General features: G+C 63.6%; 14 protein-coding genes and 1 pseudogene. 12 read left to right on the top strand and 3 right to left on the bottom strand.

What is annotated here, in order from left to right; all coding sequences use genetic code 11:
- The first annotated feature begins 56 nt into the window (after positions 1-56).
- The 7 genes and pseudogenes from AB8Z38_RS09685 (at position 57) to AB8Z38_RS09655 (ending at position 6,446) form a co-directional block, all read left to right on the top strand.
- A pseudogene (locus tag AB8Z38_RS09685) lies at positions 57-1,014 on the top strand (amidohydrolase).
- Positions 1,014-1,898, top strand: coding sequence for an amidohydrolase (locus AB8Z38_RS09680; protein WP_369724577.1), 885 nt, complete (start codon positions 1,014-1,016; stop codon positions 1,896-1,898). The pseudogene AB8Z38_RS09685 and the gene AB8Z38_RS09680 overlap by 1 nt, the downstream one beginning before the upstream one ends.
- The gene (dctA, locus tag AB8Z38_RS09675) at positions 1,895-3,196 is read left to right on the top strand and encodes a C4-dicarboxylate transporter DctA (protein ID WP_369724575.1); all 1,302 of its coding nucleotides are present in this window, start codon (positions 1,895-1,897) and stop codon (positions 3,194-3,196) included. The genes AB8Z38_RS09680 and dctA overlap by 4 nt, the downstream gene beginning before the upstream one ends.
- Before the next feature lie 42 nt (positions 3,197-3,238).
- Complete coding sequence (locus AB8Z38_RS09670; protein ID WP_369724573.1) at positions 3,239-3,952, top strand: PIG-L deacetylase family protein; 714 nt, start codon at positions 3,239-3,241, stop codon at positions 3,950-3,952.
- Complete coding sequence (locus tag AB8Z38_RS09665; protein ID WP_369724571.1) at positions 3,949-4,632, top strand: 4-carboxy-4-hydroxy-2-oxoadipate aldolase/oxaloacetate decarboxylase; 684 nt, start codon at positions 3,949-3,951, stop codon at positions 4,630-4,632. The genes AB8Z38_RS09670 and AB8Z38_RS09665 overlap by 4 nt, the downstream gene beginning before the upstream one ends.
- Positions 4,633-4,656: 24 nt before the next feature.
- On the top strand, positions 4,657-5,526 hold the full coding sequence (locus tag AB8Z38_RS09660; protein ID WP_369724569.1) for an ABC transporter substrate-binding protein: 870 nt from the start codon (positions 4,657-4,659) through the stop codon (positions 5,524-5,526).
- Complete coding sequence (locus AB8Z38_RS09655; protein WP_369724567.1) at positions 5,526-6,446, top strand: DUF1932 domain-containing protein; 921 nt, start codon at positions 5,526-5,528, stop codon at positions 6,444-6,446. The genes AB8Z38_RS09660 and AB8Z38_RS09655 overlap by 1 nt, the downstream gene beginning before the upstream one ends.
- A gap of 12 nt (positions 6,447-6,458) precedes the next feature.
- On the opposite strand, the gene AB8Z38_RS09650 is transcribed toward AB8Z38_RS09655, so the two are convergent.
- On the bottom strand, positions 6,459-6,770 hold the full coding sequence (locus tag AB8Z38_RS09650; RefSeq protein WP_369726792.1) for a hypothetical protein: 312 nt from the start codon (positions 6,768-6,770) through the stop codon (positions 6,459-6,461).
- Positions 6,771-6,981: 211 nt separating this feature from the next.
- A complete protein-coding gene (locus AB8Z38_RS09645) occupies positions 6,982-8,223 on the bottom strand; it encodes an amidohydrolase family protein (protein ID WP_369724565.1) in 1,242 nt (413 codons plus the stop codon).
- A 145-nt stretch (positions 8,224-8,368) separates the two neighbouring features.
- Between AB8Z38_RS09645 and AB8Z38_RS09640 the strand changes: the two genes are divergently transcribed.
- The 5 genes from AB8Z38_RS09640 (at position 8,369) to AB8Z38_RS09620 (ending at position 13,166) form a co-directional block, all read left to right on the top strand.
- Positions 8,369-8,788 carry a nuclear transport factor 2 family protein gene (locus AB8Z38_RS09640; protein ID WP_369724563.1) on the top strand — a complete coding sequence of 140 codons (420 nt, stop codon included), beginning with the start codon at positions 8,369-8,371 and terminating at the stop codon, positions 8,786-8,788.
- 169 nt (positions 8,789-8,957) lie between these two features.
- Positions 8,958-9,869 carry an amino acid ABC transporter substrate-binding protein gene (locus AB8Z38_RS09635; protein ID WP_369724561.1) on the top strand — a complete coding sequence of 304 codons (912 nt, stop codon included), beginning with the start codon at positions 8,958-8,960 and terminating at the stop codon, positions 9,867-9,869.
- Between the two features lie 179 nt (positions 9,870-10,048).
- Positions 10,049-12,100 (top strand): FUSC family protein, encoded by a 2,052-nt coding sequence (locus AB8Z38_RS09630; RefSeq protein ID WP_369724559.1) that lies wholly within the window; start codon positions 10,049-10,051, stop codon positions 12,098-12,100.
- Positions 12,097-12,303 carry a DUF1656 domain-containing protein gene (locus tag AB8Z38_RS09625; protein WP_369724558.1) on the top strand — a complete coding sequence of 69 codons (207 nt, stop codon included), beginning with the start codon at positions 12,097-12,099 and terminating at the stop codon, positions 12,301-12,303. Before AB8Z38_RS09630 ends, AB8Z38_RS09625 begins: the two co-directional genes overlap by 4 nt.
- Entirely contained in the window at positions 12,300-13,166 is an 867-nt protein-coding gene (locus AB8Z38_RS09620) for an efflux RND transporter periplasmic adaptor subunit (protein WP_369724556.1), read from the top strand. Before AB8Z38_RS09625 ends, AB8Z38_RS09620 begins: the two co-directional genes overlap by 4 nt.
- Positions 13,167-13,269: 103 nt before the next feature.
- On the opposite strand, the gene AB8Z38_RS09615 is transcribed toward AB8Z38_RS09620, so the two are convergent.
- Positions 13,270-14,388 carry a glycoside hydrolase family 172 protein gene (locus AB8Z38_RS09615; protein ID WP_369724555.1) on the bottom strand — a complete coding sequence of 373 codons (1,119 nt, stop codon included), beginning with the start codon at positions 14,386-14,388 and terminating at the stop codon, positions 13,270-13,272.
- Positions 14,389-14,582 lie beyond the last annotated feature (194 nt).

Genomic DNA, 14,582 nt, shown 5'->3' with positions numbered 1-14,582 from the left:
CGGACGCGCTCAGCGTTTCCTCTCGCAAGCGGACCATGTGACTGGGTGTTGAGGAAATGAACAGGCGCGAATGCTTGCATCTCTTGACCGGATTGGCCGGCGCGGCGTTGACGAGCGAAACGCGCGCGCAAACCGCTGGGCCGAAGGCGATGCCGACCATCGACCCGCCGGATCCAAATCCAAAGGTGCCTTCGTTCAAGCTGCCGCCGAAGTCCTGCGACACTCACACCCATATCTTCGGGCCGGCCGCGCGCTATCCCTTTTTCGCCGAACCGGCCCTACAACACGGCCGATGCGCCGCTGGAAACGTTTCGCAGCGTGCACGAAAAAATCGGCGTTGAGCGCTGCGTGGTCGTCAATGCCACTGTGCACGGCACCGACAATCGTGTCGTAACCGACGCGATTGCGCAGAGCGAAGGCGCCTACAAGGGCATCGCGAACGTCAGCGACGAGATGTCTGACAAAGACCTTGCCGCGCTCGACAAGGCCGGCATCTGCGGCTGCCGCTTCGCCTTCCTGAAGCGCCTCGGCGGTGTCGGCGACATGGCCACATTTCAGCACATCGTGCATCGCGTTGCCGAGCTCGGCTGGCATGTCGACGTCTATTTCGAGCCGGGCACGATCGCCGAATTCGCGCCGATCCTCACTGCGCTGCCAACGCCTTACGTGATCGATCACATGGCGACGGTGCAGGCGGGGAAGGGGCTCGCCGATCCCGCCTTCACCGCATTGCTCGACCTTCAGAAGGACGAGAAGTGCTGGGTCAAGATCACGGGTCTCGAGCGCGCGTCCGCCACCGGCAAGCCGTTTCACGATGCGGTGCCGTTTGCGAAGGCCTTGATCGAGAACGCGCCCGATCGCGTCATCTGGGGTACCGACTGGCCACACCCGAACGTCAAGATCATGCCCAATGACGGCGAACTCGTCGACCTGATTCCGCTCTATGCGCAGGATAGCGCGGTCCGGCAGAAGCTGCTGGTCGACAATCCGGCACGCCTGTTCAAGTTCGGCTGATGACAATGACTTATATCCCCACCATTCCGCCGCCTGATCCGAATACGCGCACGCCGAAATTCAAGCTGCCAAAACTATCGTGCGACGCGCATTGCCACATCTTCGGGCCCGGCGCGAAATATCCTTACGCGCCGGATCGCTCCTACACGCCACCGGATGCGCCGCTCGAGGATTTCAAGGCGTTGCACGCCAAACTCGGCGTGGAGCGCGCCGTCATCGTCAATGCCAGCGTGCATGGCACCGACAATACGGTGGCGCTCGATGCCATCGCGCAAAGCAACGGCGCCTACCGCGCGGTTGCCAACATCGACGACACCATCACCGAGCGCGAGCTTCGTGCGCTGCACGAAGGCGGCTTCCGCGGCTGCCGCTTCAATTTCGTCCGCCATCTCGGCGGCGTTCCCGACAAGAGCGTCTTCAACCGGGTCATCGCAATGGTCGCGCCGTTCGGCTGGCATATCGATCTGCATTTCGATGCGATCGATCTCCCCGAGTATGCCGATATGCTGGCAAGGCTGCCGCTGAGCTATACGATCGACCATATGGGTCGGGTGAAGGCGTCTAAGGGGCTCGACCAGCTTCCGTTCAGGATACTGATCGAGCTGATGCAGCGCGACGAGAAGTGCTGGGTGAAGATTTGCGGCTCCGAGCGCGTGTCCTCGGCTGGCCCGCCGTTCACCGATGCGGTGCCATTCGCGCGAAAAATCGTCGAGACCGCGCCCGACCGCGTCATCTGGGGCACCGATTGGCCCCATCCCAACGTCAAGGCGATGCCGAATGACGGCGATCTCGTCGACCTGATCCCGCTGTTTGCGCCCGAGGTGGAGTTTCAGCAGAAGATTCTGGTCAGCAATCCGGCGCGCCTGTTCGGGTTTGGCGAATGACGGCGCTGGCGATCGACAAGCCACGCGGGCGCGCCTGGTGGAAGGAGCTCTGGATCCAGGTGCTGATCGCCATGGCGGCCGGCATCGCGCTTGGGATCGTCAGTCCCGAGGCGGCAGCCAAGATGCAGCCGCTCGGCGATGCCTTCATCAAGGCAATCCGGATGTTGATCGCACCGATCATCTTTTGCACCGCCGTGCACGGCATCGCGCATATGGCCGACATGGCCCGTGTCGGACGGGTCGCGGTCAAGGCCATCATCTATTTCGAGATCATGACCACGATCGCGCTGGTGATCGGCCTGATTGCGGTCAATGTGCTGAAGCCCGGGGTCGGCATGAACATCGATCCCGCCAGCATCAACGCCAGTGCGGTCGAGCCTTATGTAAAGCAGACCGCTGTGATCGGCTTCGTGCCGTTCCTGACGAACATCGTGCCCGCGACCTTCATTGGTGCCTTTGCCGAGGGCAACATCCTCCAGGTCCTCTTCATCTCCGTGCTGTGTGGTTTTGCGCTGGTGCAACTCGGTGAACGCGCGGCACCGCTGATCAACCTCGTCGACGTCGCCGCCAAGATGATATTCGCCGTGGTCGGCTTCGTGATGTGGGCGGCGCCGATCGGCGCGTTCGGCGCCATCGCCTTTACGGTCGGCAAGTTCGGGGTCGGCTCGCTGGCCTCGCTCGGCAAGCTGCTAGGCGGCTTCTATCTGACCTGCGTGATCTTCATCATCGCGGCGCTCGGCCCCGTCGCCCGGCTCTGCGGCTTCTCGCTGCTCAAGCTGATCCGCTACATCTGGGAAGAGCTGCTGATCTGCATCGCCACGACCTCGTCCGAGACGGTGCTGCCGCGGATGCTGACCAAGCTGGAACAGGCCGGCTGCGAGAAGAGCGTGGTCGGGCTGGTGATCCCGACCGGCTATTCCTTCAATCTCGACGGCACCTGTCTATACCTCGCCGCCGCCTCGGTGTTCCTGGCCCAGGCGACCAATACGCCGCTGGGGCTCGCCGAGCAGATCGAGCTGCTGCTGATCCTGCTTGTGACGTCCAAGGGCGCGGCGGGCATCGCGGGCGCCGCCTTTGTCGTGCTGGCGGCAACGCTGTCCGCGACCGGCAGCATTCCGGTGACGAGCGTTGCGCTCGTGCTCGGCGTCCACCGCCTGATGTCGCAGGGCCTGACGCCGACCAATTTGATCGGGAACGCGGTCGCGACCATCGCGATTGCCAAATGGGAAGGCGCGCTCGACGCCGAGCGCCTGAAGCGCGTGCTCGACGGCGAGGAGCCCGCCGTCGCCGCGGGTTGATGAGCCTATGACGCTTACGAACAGAAGAGGGGAGTTTGTCCCATGAAAACAGGTCTCGTGATCACGGCCCATCCCGGCGACTTCGTCTGGCGCGCTGGAGGGGCCATCGCGCTGCATGCGAAGAAGGGCTATCGCATGAAGATCGTCTGCATGTCCTTTGGTGAGCGCGGCGAGAGCCAGTTCGCCTGGAAGGAGAAGGGCGCGACGCTGGAATCGGTCAAGGCCGGCCGCAAGGACGAGGCGGAGCGCGCCGCAAAGCTGCTCGGCGCCGAGATCGAGTTCTTCGATTGCGGCGACTATCCGCTAAAGCTGACGGAAACGCATTTCGACCGCATGGTCGACATCTACCGCGAGCTCAATCCGAGTTTCGTGCTGACGCACGCGCTGCAAGACCCCTATAATTTCGACCATCCGAATGCCGCGCATTTCGCGCAGGAGACCCGCGTGGTCGCGCAGGCGATGGGTCACAAGCCCGGCGCGGAGTACAAATATTCGGCACCGCCGGTGTTCCTGTTCGAGCCGCACCAGCCCGAGCAGTGCAATTACAAGCCGGACCTGCTCCTCAAGATCGACGAGGTCTGGAAGGAGAAGTACGAGGCGTTCCAGATCCTCGCCGCACAAAAGCATCTCTGGGGCTATTACGAGCGCGTTGCGCTCAACCGCGGCATCCAGGGCAGCCGCAACACCGGCATGCCCATGACGTATGGCGAGGCCTATCAGCGCCTGTTCCCGACGGTCGCGGAGGAGCTGGCATGAAGCCCGTCGTCGTTCGCAACATCAAGCGTGCCGATCCCGCTGGAATGGCGGAGTACGGAGTTTCGACCGTGCACGAGGCCTACGGTCGCATCGGCCTGATGAAGCCGTATATGCGGCCGGTGTGGCCGGGCGCGGCGATTGCGGGTCCTGCGGTGACCGTGCTGGCGCAGCCTGGCGACAACTGGATGATCCACGTCGCCGTCGAGCAGTGCAGGAAGGGCGACATTCTCGTCGTCGGCTGCACCACCGACAATACCGACGGCATGTTCGGTGAGCTGCTCGCGACCTCGCTGAGGGCGCGCGGCGTACAGGGGCTGATCATCGATGCCGGCTGCCGCGATGTCAAAGCGCTGCACGAGATGAAATTTCCAGTGTGGTCGCGCGCAGTGTCGGCCAAGGGCACGGTCAAGGCGACCCTTGGCTCGGTCAACATTGCCGTGGTCTGCGCCGGCGTCAACGTCGATCCCGGCGACATCGTCGTGGCCGATGACGACGGCGTCGTGGTGGTGCGGAAGCGCGATGCCGTCGAAGTCGCGGAGAAGGCGAAGAAGCGCAACGCGGACGAGGGCGGCAAGCGCGAGCGACTCGCCTCGGGCGAGCTTGGCCTCGATATGTACGGCATGCGCGACGCCCTGGCGAAAGCCGGGCTCGTTTACGTCGACAATCCCGAGGACGTCTAGGGCGAAGAGAAGCGGAGTGGGCGGATGGATCGTCTCAGGCTGAAGGCCGTGCTTGGCAATCATCCCCATGTCGAGGCGGTGAAGAGTGGCGAACTCCGTTCCGACCGCTTCGATCTCGACTTCGTCACGTACACGCCGACCAATAAGGCGTTCAAGCCCATGGTGCGCGAGCAGGCGTTTGACGTCTGCGAGATGGCGATCGTCACCTATCTGATGGCGAAGGCGCACGGCAAGCCGCTGGTGCTGCTGCCGGCGACCATGCTCGGCCGCTTCCAGCACGCTTACGCGCTGTACAATCCCGCGCGGGGAACGCTCCGGCCGTCCGATCTCGAAGGCAAGCGCGTCGGCATTCGCTCCTTCACGACGACGACGGGCGCCTGGATCAGGGGAATCCTCGCCAACGACTACGGCGTCGATCTCGATAAGATCCGCTGGGTCACGTTTGAGGATCCGCACGTCGCCGAATATGTCGACACCACCGAGCGCGCGCCCGCGGACAAGAACATCTTGCAGATGCTGCTGGATGGCGAGCTCGACGCGGTCCTCGGCGAGGCCTCGAACGATGCGCGGCTGAAACCGTTATTCCCCGACCCGACCGCAGAAGCCGCCAAATGGTATGCGCGGCGCGGCGTCGTCCCGGTCAATCATCTCGTGGTCGTGACTGGGAAACTTGCGAAGGCGCATCCCAAGGTGGCCGCGGGTGTATATGATCTGCTCAAGCAGAACAAATTGCAGGTGGGGCCTGTCGCAACGCCGGACCTTGTTCCGTTCGGCGTTGAGGCGAACAGAAAGCCGTTGGAGCTGATCGTCGACTATGCATTCCAGCAGGCGCTGATCCCGCGCCGCTATGCGGTCGAGGAGCTCTTCGACGAGACCACACGAGGATTGAACTGATGGTGGATCCGAAACGATGGCAGATCGGGTTGGTCGGCTATGGCGAAGTCGGCAAAATTCTGGCCGAGGATTTGCGCCAGCAGGAGATCAAGGTCGCCGCATTCGACATCAAGCTGGGAAGCGGTCAAGGCGCATCGCTGAGAGAGCACGCGACGAAGTTCGGCGTCGAGCTGACAGCGTCTCACGCCGAGCTGACGGCAAAGTCCGACTTCATCGTCTCTGCCGTCACTGCCAGCCAGGCCGTGCCGGTCGCAGCAGCCTGCTCTGGTGCTATCAACCAGGGCACTTGGTTCCTTGATTTCAACTCGGCCTCGCCCGGTGCCAAGCAGCGCGCCGCGGCGCTGATCGACGCCGCCTGCGGTCGTTACGTCGAGGGCGCCGTGATGACCTCGGTGCCGCCCTATCGCATCAAGGTGCCGCTCCTGCTCGGCGGTCCCGGCGCGAGGGAGCTCGAGCCGCTGCTAAATGCGATCGGCTTCGCGGCGAAGGTCGCGAGCGACCGGCTTGGGGTGTCCTCGGCGGTCAAAATGTGCCGCAGCATCATGATCAAGGGGCTCGAGGCCATGGTCATCGAAAGTTTTACAACGGCGCGTGCCTACGGCGTCGAGGACGCAGTGCTGGCGTCGCTGACGGAGACGTTCCCCGCGATCAACTGGGAAAAGCAGGGCGCCTATTTCTTTCAGCGGGTGATCGAGCACGGCCGCCGCCGTGCCGAGGAGGTGCGCGAGGTCGCAGAGACCGTGCGCGAGGTGGGGCTGACGCCGTGGTCCGCGCAGGGCACGGCCGAACGGCAAGCCTGGGTGGCCGATCTCGCCGACGAAGGCCTGTTCGGCGCGAAGGGGACCAAGGAGTTTGCCCGCAGTGCCGATTGGCGCACCGAGGCGGATCGTATCCTGGCGAAGATCAAGCGCGAGGGGTAGGCGGCATCCTGCTCAGGATTTTGACATGCGACAGCCGGTGAGATCGTCGCGCGCGCGTTCGATCAGCACCATCAGGTTTTCAGCCTTGCGGGCCAGCCGATCGCTCACGGCTTCGACGCGGAACTCTGCGCAGATCGCACGAATGCACTTGTCGGCGGTGTCGAGCGTCAGGAGCATGCGCGTCAGGTCATCCTGCGTCCGGACGCCGGCCAGATCGAGCTCGGACAGGACATGCCCGATGCCGTCGAGCCGTTTCACCGCAGCCTCGGTCGGCGTTCTCGTTCGAATGGCGTCATGGTCGATGCTGCTGAACGCGCTGAACACGTCGATGCTTTCCCGAAACGCAAGCGCCAGCGCAGGTTCTGCTTTGACCGGCGCCGCTGGACTGACAATGCGTGCAGCTATCGGCAATCCGTGCGGATCGACTATCCGGTGTTCTACAGGATTCGGAATAAAAGAACGATCAGCGGTAACATCGAACGGAAATGACGTGGCAATCCGCCACGCTTCAATGCAGATATGCATGAGGAGCGGATCAGGGGCCGGGGCGGAACAGGTGGGGCCGCTGCCGCTCAAAGGTCTGCCGACCGCTCTTGAAGCCCATCACGACATCCGGCAGTTCGGCGATGGCGAAACGGCTGTCTTTTATGTCGAGCACGACGAGATCGGCAGGCTTGCCGATCTCGATGCCGTAATCCCCGAGGTTCATCAGCCGTGCCGGCAGGTCGGTGACGAGATCAAGGCAGGTATCGAAGTCGCCGATCGAGGCGTGGGCGATGTTGGCGTAGAGGTTCGCCATCCGCAGCAGCGAGGCGTCCCCAAACGGCGTGAAAGGATTGAGCACGTTGTTGGTCGCGACCGAGCAGACGACGCCGTCGCCGGCGAGCTTGTGCGCGAGCGTCAGCCCGCGCGGCGCGTTGTGGGTGGCCTCACGTCCCATCAGGTAGAGATCGGTCGCCGGCAGTACGGTAACGGCGACGCCGGCTTGCGCCAGTTGAGCGCTGGCCGCCTTCAGCCGCTCCGGCGGCAACGCCGAGAGCTTTGTGGCATGGCCGATCGCGACGCGCCCCTGATAATTGTGCCGTTCGGTCTGCCGGCAGACTTCGTCCAGATGGCACCAGGAGGGGTCGAGGTCGAAGTCGAGATGAAGATCGACGTCGACGTCGAATTCCCGCGCGAGATCGAAAACGCGCGCGAGATGCGCGTTGGGGTCGGTGTCGGTATAGGGGCAGCCGCCGATCACCTCACCGCCGTCGCGCAACGCCTGCACCAGCAGCTCTTGGCTGCCGGGATCGTTGGTCAAGCCCTCCTGCGGAAAGACGCAGATCGAGAGGTCGAGCGCCCAGGCATAGTCCCGCTTCAGCGCTTTCACGGCCTCGAGGCTGCGCAAGCCGATGCGCGGATCAATCTCGACATGAGTGCGCATGCGGGTCGTGCCGTGCACGATCGCGCGCTCGATCACCCTGGCGCCCCGTGCATAGACATCCTCGACGCTGAAATCCCGTTTCATGGCAGACACGGCGCGGATGGCATCGCCGAGACTGCCGTGATTGTGCCCGCAGCGCTCGAGCAGGCAGGCCTTGTCGAGATGGATGTGAGTGTCGACGAAGCCGGGCAGGGCCAATCGGCCGCTGACATCGATCTCCACCGCGTCGCAGGCAAGCCGGGGCTCAATCGCAGCGATCCGGCCGCCTTTCACGCCGATATCGACGGGTGTGGCGGATGATCGCAACAGGGCGTTGCGGAAGACAAGGTCGAAGGCGGTGTCGGTGGTCATGCAATGAATCTTCGGGTGCGACTTGTGGCAATCAGCGACGACTTCGGGTCGGCGGCAATGTAACGGGGGATTTGATCAAAATATATGCGTGCTTTCCCTGACTTGGACGGTAGTATTTCGCGAATTTCTTCGGGGAGATACCGCCATGTCCATCACCGCGAAAAGCGAAAAAGCGCCCTCGTCGGACGCCGAGATCGTGGAAGCCTATCTCACGGCATCGATGATTCCCGATCCCGACGCCGCGGCAGCCTACATGAAGTCGGGCACGGTGATCACCTTTACCGGCGGGAGCGAGTTCGATCACCCGCGCGGGCCGACCGGCTTCAACGCCAAGCGCTATCGCTGGGTCAAGAAGAAGATGGACCGCTTCGACGTCTGTCCGGGCGCGGTCGAGACCGTCGTCTACAGCATCGGCACGCTCTATGGCGAGTGGATGGACGGCACGCCCTTCGAGGGCAATCGCTATGTCGATCGCTTCGTGGTCAGGAGCGGCCAGATCGTGAAGATGGATGTCTGGAACGACAGTGCCGAGCGCATTCTGGTGCAGCGAGGCATCGACGCGTAACGGGCGTCTCGTCGATTGAGCCGGGCCGCGTGCGGGGACGAAGGGCCGTTGATCGCATCGAAACCGCTGTAGCTGATACACGCAAGCTGGTCTGGCGGCAGGCGGGTGTCTGCGCTAACAACCGTTCGATTGCGCCCGGCACGGAGGCGCAGCCCTCGAGGAGCTCCCGATGCGTCTTCTACCCACCGTTCTCCTAGCCGTCACTTGTCTTGCGGGCGCCGCCTCGGCCGACGACCTGTCGGGTACGCTTCAGAAGGTCAAGGACACGAAGAAGATCACGCTTGGCTATCAGGAGGCGTCCGTACCCTTCAGCTATCTGGATGGCGACCAGAAGCCGGTCGGCTTTGCCATCGATATCTGCCTCAAGATCGTGGACGCGGTGAAGAAGCAGCTCGGCACGCCCGATATCGCGGTCGAATTCCTGCCAGTGACGTCGTCGAATCGCATCCCTCTGATGGTCAACGGTACGCTCGACCTGCATTGCTCGGCGACCACTAACAATGCCGACCGCCAGAAGCAGGTCGCCTTCACCAACACGCATTTCCTCAGTGCGACGCGATTTGCCGCCAAGAAGGTCGCGAAGATCACCACGATCGACGATCTCAAGGGCAAGTCCGTCACGGCGGTGGCGGGGTCGGTCAACTTGACACAGCTCGCCAAGATCAACACCGAGCGCAATCTCGGCATCAACCTGATGCCGGCCAAGGATCAGGCCGAGGCCTTCCTGTTGCTCGAAACCGATCGCGCCCAGGCCTACGCGCTTGACGACGTGCAGCTTGCGGTCGCGATCGCGCGCTCGAAGGAGCCGGCGCTCTTCATGATCAGCGAGGAAACATTTTCCAAGCCCGAGCCCTACGGGATCATGCTGCGGCGCGAGGATGCTCCGTTCAAGGCGCTGGCCGATCGCGCCACGGCTGAACTCTACGCCAGCCCGGAAATAGAGGTGTTGTACAGGAAGTGGCTGGAATCGCCGACGCCGCCGAACGGGCTGAACTACAACGTCCCGATGTCGCCGGCTCTGCGCAACGCCTTCAAGAAGCCGAGCTCGAGCTTTGATCCGGATGTGTACGTGGTGCACTGAGCCGAGGGCCTGGCGCGGTCCGCAGTCCGTGGAGTAGTTGGCCGGCGAGCGCCGCGCAGCGCGATCCTGCTGAAGGATATTGGAACCGAGGAACTTGCAATAACGTTTGAGACGCTCCGGCGCATTGAGCAGCGGGCGAGCCGCCTGCACGAAGCCAAGACATCAGAGGCGCAATAATCATGCGCGCGCAAGAGCCGTTTTTGGTCCGCCACGCGGACCTCATTTTCGCCTTGAAGACGTTTGCCGCGTCGATGCTGGCGCTCGTCATCGCGCTCGCCATGGACCTGCCGCGGCCCTATTGGGCGATGGCGACCGTGTACATCACCTCTCAGCCGCTCGCCGGCGCGACCAGCTCGAAGGCCTTCTTCCGCGTCATGGGCACGCTGGTCGGCGCGACCGTGACGGTGGCGCTGGTGCCGAACCTGATCGATGCCCCCGAACTCTTGTGCCTCGCGATCTCGCTCTGGGTCGGGCTCTGCCTTTACGTTTCGCTGCTCGACGGCACACCACGCAGCTACCTCTTCATGCTGGCCGGATACACTGTTGCGCTGATCGGCTTTCCCGCGGTGTCAGAACCTGGCGCGATTTTCGACACCGCAGTCGCGCGTGTCGAGGAGATCTCGCTCGGAATCATCTGCGCCAGTCTGGTCTCGACCATTGTCTTTCCCCGAAGCGTCGCGCCGGCGGTCGCTAACCGCATCGACAGCTGGCTGTTGGATGCGCGCCGTCTCAGTCAGCTCGTGTTGCTGCGCGAGGGCGCCAACGAGATGCGCCGCAGCAAGCGCCTCAAGCTTGCGACCGACATTGTCGAGATCGACACGCTCTCAGCCCATCTCGCCTATGACCGGTTGACGGACCGCAATGCCGTGATCGGCCTCGGCGAAATCCGGTTGCGCATGCTGATGCTGCTGCCGGTGATCGCTTCTCTTGAGGACAGGCTGGCCGCGCTGGGCGAGGAGGGGTTGCGGCGGCAGAGCGAGCCGAAGCGGCTTCTGGACGATCTGGCGCAGTGGATCGTGAGCGACATCGGCGCGCGGCAGCCGGCCGAGCGGATCCGCGCCATGATTGCGGAGCGGCAGGCGGTGCTCGATGATAGCTCCTCCTGGGAGCGGATCATCACCACGAGCCTGTTGTCGCGGTTGCGCGAGCTCGTCGACCTCTCGCGCGACTGTCGTGCGTTGACCCGGGCGATCGGAGAGAACCGCGTCGTCTCGACCCTCGATCTCGCCTTTCACTCCGAAGCCGGCGCCGCGCCCGTGCGTCATCGCGACCGCGGCCTCGCCCTGTGGTCGGCTGTCGGTGCCGCGATCGCTATCCTGATCTGCTGCGCGTTCTGGATCGGGACCGGCTGGCCGGACGGCGCGTCGGCTCCCATGATGGCCGCCGTTGCCTGCTCGTTCTTCGCCGCGCAGGACGAGCCGGCCCGCTTCATCCGCAGCTTTGGCCTGTGGTCGCTGGTCGCCATCGTGGTCGTCGCTGTCTATCTGTTCGCGCTGGTGCCTGCGATCTCCCATATCGAAGTCTTGATCGTCGCGCTCGCGCCGACTTTCCTGCTCTATGGTTTGTTGATCGCGCGGCCGGCAACGGCCGGGACGGGCATGGCGCTCGCGGCCAATACGGCGACGCTGCTCGCGCTGCAATCGACTTACAACGCGGACTTTGCGTCCTATGCCAATTCAGCGGTCGCTTTCTTCGTCGGCGTCGTGATCGCCGAGCTCGTGACGCGGATCGCGCGGGGGGTGGGCGCGGAATGGATCGCCAATCGCCTGGTGCTGTCGAGCTGGAGAACCATCGCGGTGGCCGCTGAACGGCGCGGCAGGCGCGACCGCGCGGAGTTCGCGGGCCTGATGCTACACCGGCTTGGGCTGTTGGTGCAGCGCATCGCGTTCCTCTCGGAGAGCGATCGCCGCGACGCCGATAGCCTCGTCCAGCTCCGCATCGGGATCAATATCATCGACCTCCGCCGCGCCCGCTATGGCCTCGCAGTATCGACCATTTCCGCCATCGATGACATGTTGGATCAACTCGCCATCGCGTGCCGGAGCTATGCCGGCGGCGGAATGCCGGCTGAGCTGCTGCGGCACGTCGATCTTGCCCTGGCGCAGGCGGTCAGGGATCCCAATGACAGCGCGCGCGAGGATGCCTTGATCGGTCTCGTCGGTATCCGGCGCGGCCTGTTTCCGGATGCGCCGGCCTACCGGCCGCGCGCAGGCGAGAGTGTCGCGGCATGAGATATGTGATCGACATCTACGGTGTGCTCGTGCCTGCGCTGCTCCTGTGGATCATCGTCGCTTACATTCTTAGCGGCATTTTGCGCCGGATCATGCAGCGCTTCGATTTGTACCGGCTGGTCTGGCATCGCCCGCTGTTCGATTTTTCGATTTTTGTCTGCCTTCTCGGCGTGGTCGTCTATCTCTCGGAGTATCTCGCATGAAGGGGAATTTCGCCTGGTTCGGCCGCCTCGCGCTGACTGTCATTGTCGTCGTCGCCGCGCTCGCGGTCGGCCGCGAGCTGTGGGTCTACTATATGGAATCCCCCTGGACACGCGATGGGCGCGTCCGCGCCGATGTGGTCCAGGTTGCGCCTGACGTGTCCGGCTTCGTGACGGAAGTACCGGTCAAGGACAACCAGAAGGTCCATCGCGGTGACGTGCTGTTCCGGATCGACCGCGAACGGTTTGCGCTGGCGCTGCGGCAGGCCGATGCTGCGGTGGCCGGTCATCAGGCGACGCTCGATCAGGCAAATGCCGATTTGAAGCGTTACAGTGCGCTGACCACTGACGCGGTGTCGCAGCAGAGGCAGGAACAGGTGCTCGCGACCCAGCTCCAAGCCAAGGCCGCTTTCGATCAGGCCGTCGCCGACCGTGCGGTCGCCCAGCTCAACCTCGACCGCAGCGAGGTCCGCGCCTCCGTCAACGGCGTGATCACCAACATGGATTTGCGTCCCGGCGCTTACGTCACGGCGGGCAAGGGCGTGATGGCGCTGGTCGACAGCGATACGCTGCACGTGGAAGGCTATTTCGAAGAGACAAAGCTCGCGCGCATTCGTATCGGCGACAAGGTGCGTATCCGCCTGATGGGCGAGAAGGTCACGCTGACCGGCCATGTCGAGAGCATCGCCGCCGGCATCGAGGACCGTGATCGCGCCGACGGCGCGAACCTGCTTGCGAACGTCAACCCGACCTTCAGCTGGGTGCGGTTGGCGCAGCGAGTACCTGTGCGTATCGCGCTCGATCCCGTCCCCGAGGGCACGGCACTCGTCGCCGGCCGATCCGCGACGGTGGAGGTGTTGAACTAGCTGAAGCGGTGATGGGAGCTGATGGAGTCGCGCCGCGCATGATTGCGCTCATCGGTGAAGACCACCTCGGAGGCGCGGTCGGGCACGCCGAGCGTGGTCCGGGTTAGTCGATTTCGAGATGGTCCGCGTCGGGCAATGTGGGAAACGGCGCCGCCGGCAGCGTCTGGTACCAGAACGCAACCGACGCGATGTCGTCCTGCAGCGAAAGATATTTTGCCTCCTTGGCGCCCGATCGCCAGCCGAGCGCCTGGATGGTCACGCGCAGATCGCTCTGGAAACGAATGGGATCCGGGATGTGCCATCGGTACATGCCGAACCGTTGCTGCGATTTGTAGACGCCATCCGGGCGGATCACCTGCGGCAGGCCGGCATAGGGCGTGGTGAATTCCTGGTAGCGGGATTGCTGCACTGCGCCGCGGCCGGAATGCGCGACGTAGGGATCGAAGTTGTACGATCCGCAGAAATAGTCCTCGGTGCCGGTGCCGCAGATGGTCGGGAATTCGCCGTCGCCGTCAATGAAGAACTTGATCTCCCCTTCGCCCCACCAGCCGTTGTTGTTGACGCCCCAGGCCATGTAGGTGCCGACATATTGGCCGCGCCCGGTGACGCCATCGAGGATAGTGTAGACGTCCTTGTACGGCAGCGGGTTGGTACGGCGGAATTGTGCATGGAAATAGGCGCAATCCTCGGGCACGTCGGTCAGCGTGTAGTTGATCTGGTAATAAACGGTCAGCGCCTCCTCGCTCCGGTTCTCCAGCGTGAAGCGCGCGCGCTTGCGGAACGGCATCTCCCAGTAGCAGTTGAACGCGCGTCCGGGATTGACACAGACCGCCAGCGACGACACCTGCGCAAACTCCTCCCACCCACAGGCGAAGAAGTCACCGGCCGGGCATTCCACGCTCGGCTGCTCCTGGTCGTCCCAGTAGACGCGCAGGATCGAATGGCGAAGCCGTCCTCGCGCGAGCGTCATCCAGATCTGCTGGATCGCGCCCCGGCCCGCGATGTCGGCGAGCGTGAACGTCGCACCGGGCTCGATGACGACGTAGGGCGAGACCTTCCAGCCTTGCCCGAGATCGCGGGCCTGGGCTGCCGCGGGCCCGTCGGTGGACATGCCGCCCTTGCCCTTGTCGCCGGTCAAGTTCTCTGGGCTGATCGAGCGCGTCTGCGCATTCGACAGGCGGGACAGATTGCCGAGATGCAGTCCCAATCCGGAAAACGCCATGGTGTCCTCGACAAGAAGTTAGCGATACCTCGGATATAGCGCTGCCCAATCTACCAAAAGATGAAGACGATCGCGCAAGTGAAGGGGCCGTGTGCAATTGTGCGGAGGCCCAGCCGGCGCGATAGTCCCTGAATTTCTCGCGTACGGCCGATTTGAGCACTTTGCCGGGTTCGCGTTTGCACTTGCGTGCAAGC

The sequence above is a fragment of the Bradyrhizobium sp. LLZ17 genome, from assembly GCF_041200145.1.
Taxonomy (GTDB): domain Bacteria; phylum Pseudomonadota; class Alphaproteobacteria; order Rhizobiales; family Xanthobacteraceae; genus Bradyrhizobium.
Note: the sequence above shows the minus strand (reverse complement) of the source record. Positions and strands in the feature narration are given on the sequence as shown.

Bases quoted from the DNA above. Each gene is read 5' to 3' on its own strand.
- dctA (WP_369724575.1), top strand. From the start codon at position 1,895: ATGACGGCGCTGGCGATCGACAAGCCACGCGGGCGCGCCTGGTGGAAG.
- AB8Z38_RS09655 (WP_369724567.1), top strand. From the start codon at position 5,526: ATGGTGGATCCGAAACGATGGCAGATCGGGTTGGTCGGCTATGGCGAA.
- AB8Z38_RS09645 (WP_369724565.1), bottom strand. From the start codon at position 8,223: ATGACCACCGACACCGCCTTCGACCTTGTCTTCCGCAACGCCCTGTTG.
- AB8Z38_RS09665 (WP_369724571.1), top strand. From the start codon at position 3,949: ATGAAGCCCGTCGTCGTTCGCAACATCAAGCGTGCCGATCCCGCTGGA.
- AB8Z38_RS09635 (WP_369724561.1), top strand. From the start codon at position 8,958: ATGCGTCTTCTACCCACCGTTCTCCTAGCCGTCACTTGTCTTGCGGGC.
- AB8Z38_RS09670 (WP_369724573.1), top strand. From the start codon at position 3,239: ATGAAAACAGGTCTCGTGATCACGGCCCATCCCGGCGACTTCGTCTGG.
- AB8Z38_RS09660 (WP_369724569.1), top strand. From the start codon at position 4,657: ATGGATCGTCTCAGGCTGAAGGCCGTGCTTGGCAATCATCCCCATGTC.
- AB8Z38_RS09630 (WP_369724559.1), top strand. From the start codon at position 10,049: ATGCGCGCGCAAGAGCCGTTTTTGGTCCGCCACGCGGACCTCATTTTC.
- AB8Z38_RS09640 (WP_369724563.1), top strand. From the start codon at position 8,369: ATGTCCATCACCGCGAAAAGCGAAAAAGCGCCCTCGTCGGACGCCGAG.
- AB8Z38_RS09620 (WP_369724556.1), top strand. From the start codon at position 12,300: ATGAAGGGGAATTTCGCCTGGTTCGGCCGCCTCGCGCTGACTGTCATT.
- AB8Z38_RS09680 (WP_369724577.1), top strand. From the start codon at position 1,014: ATGACAATGACTTATATCCCCACCATTCCGCCGCCTGATCCGAATACG.
- AB8Z38_RS09625 (WP_369724558.1), top strand. From the start codon at position 12,097: ATGAGATATGTGATCGACATCTACGGTGTGCTCGTGCCTGCGCTGCTC.
- AB8Z38_RS09615 (WP_369724555.1), bottom strand. From the start codon at position 14,388: ATGGCGTTTTCCGGATTGGGACTGCATCTCGGCAATCTGTCCCGCCTG.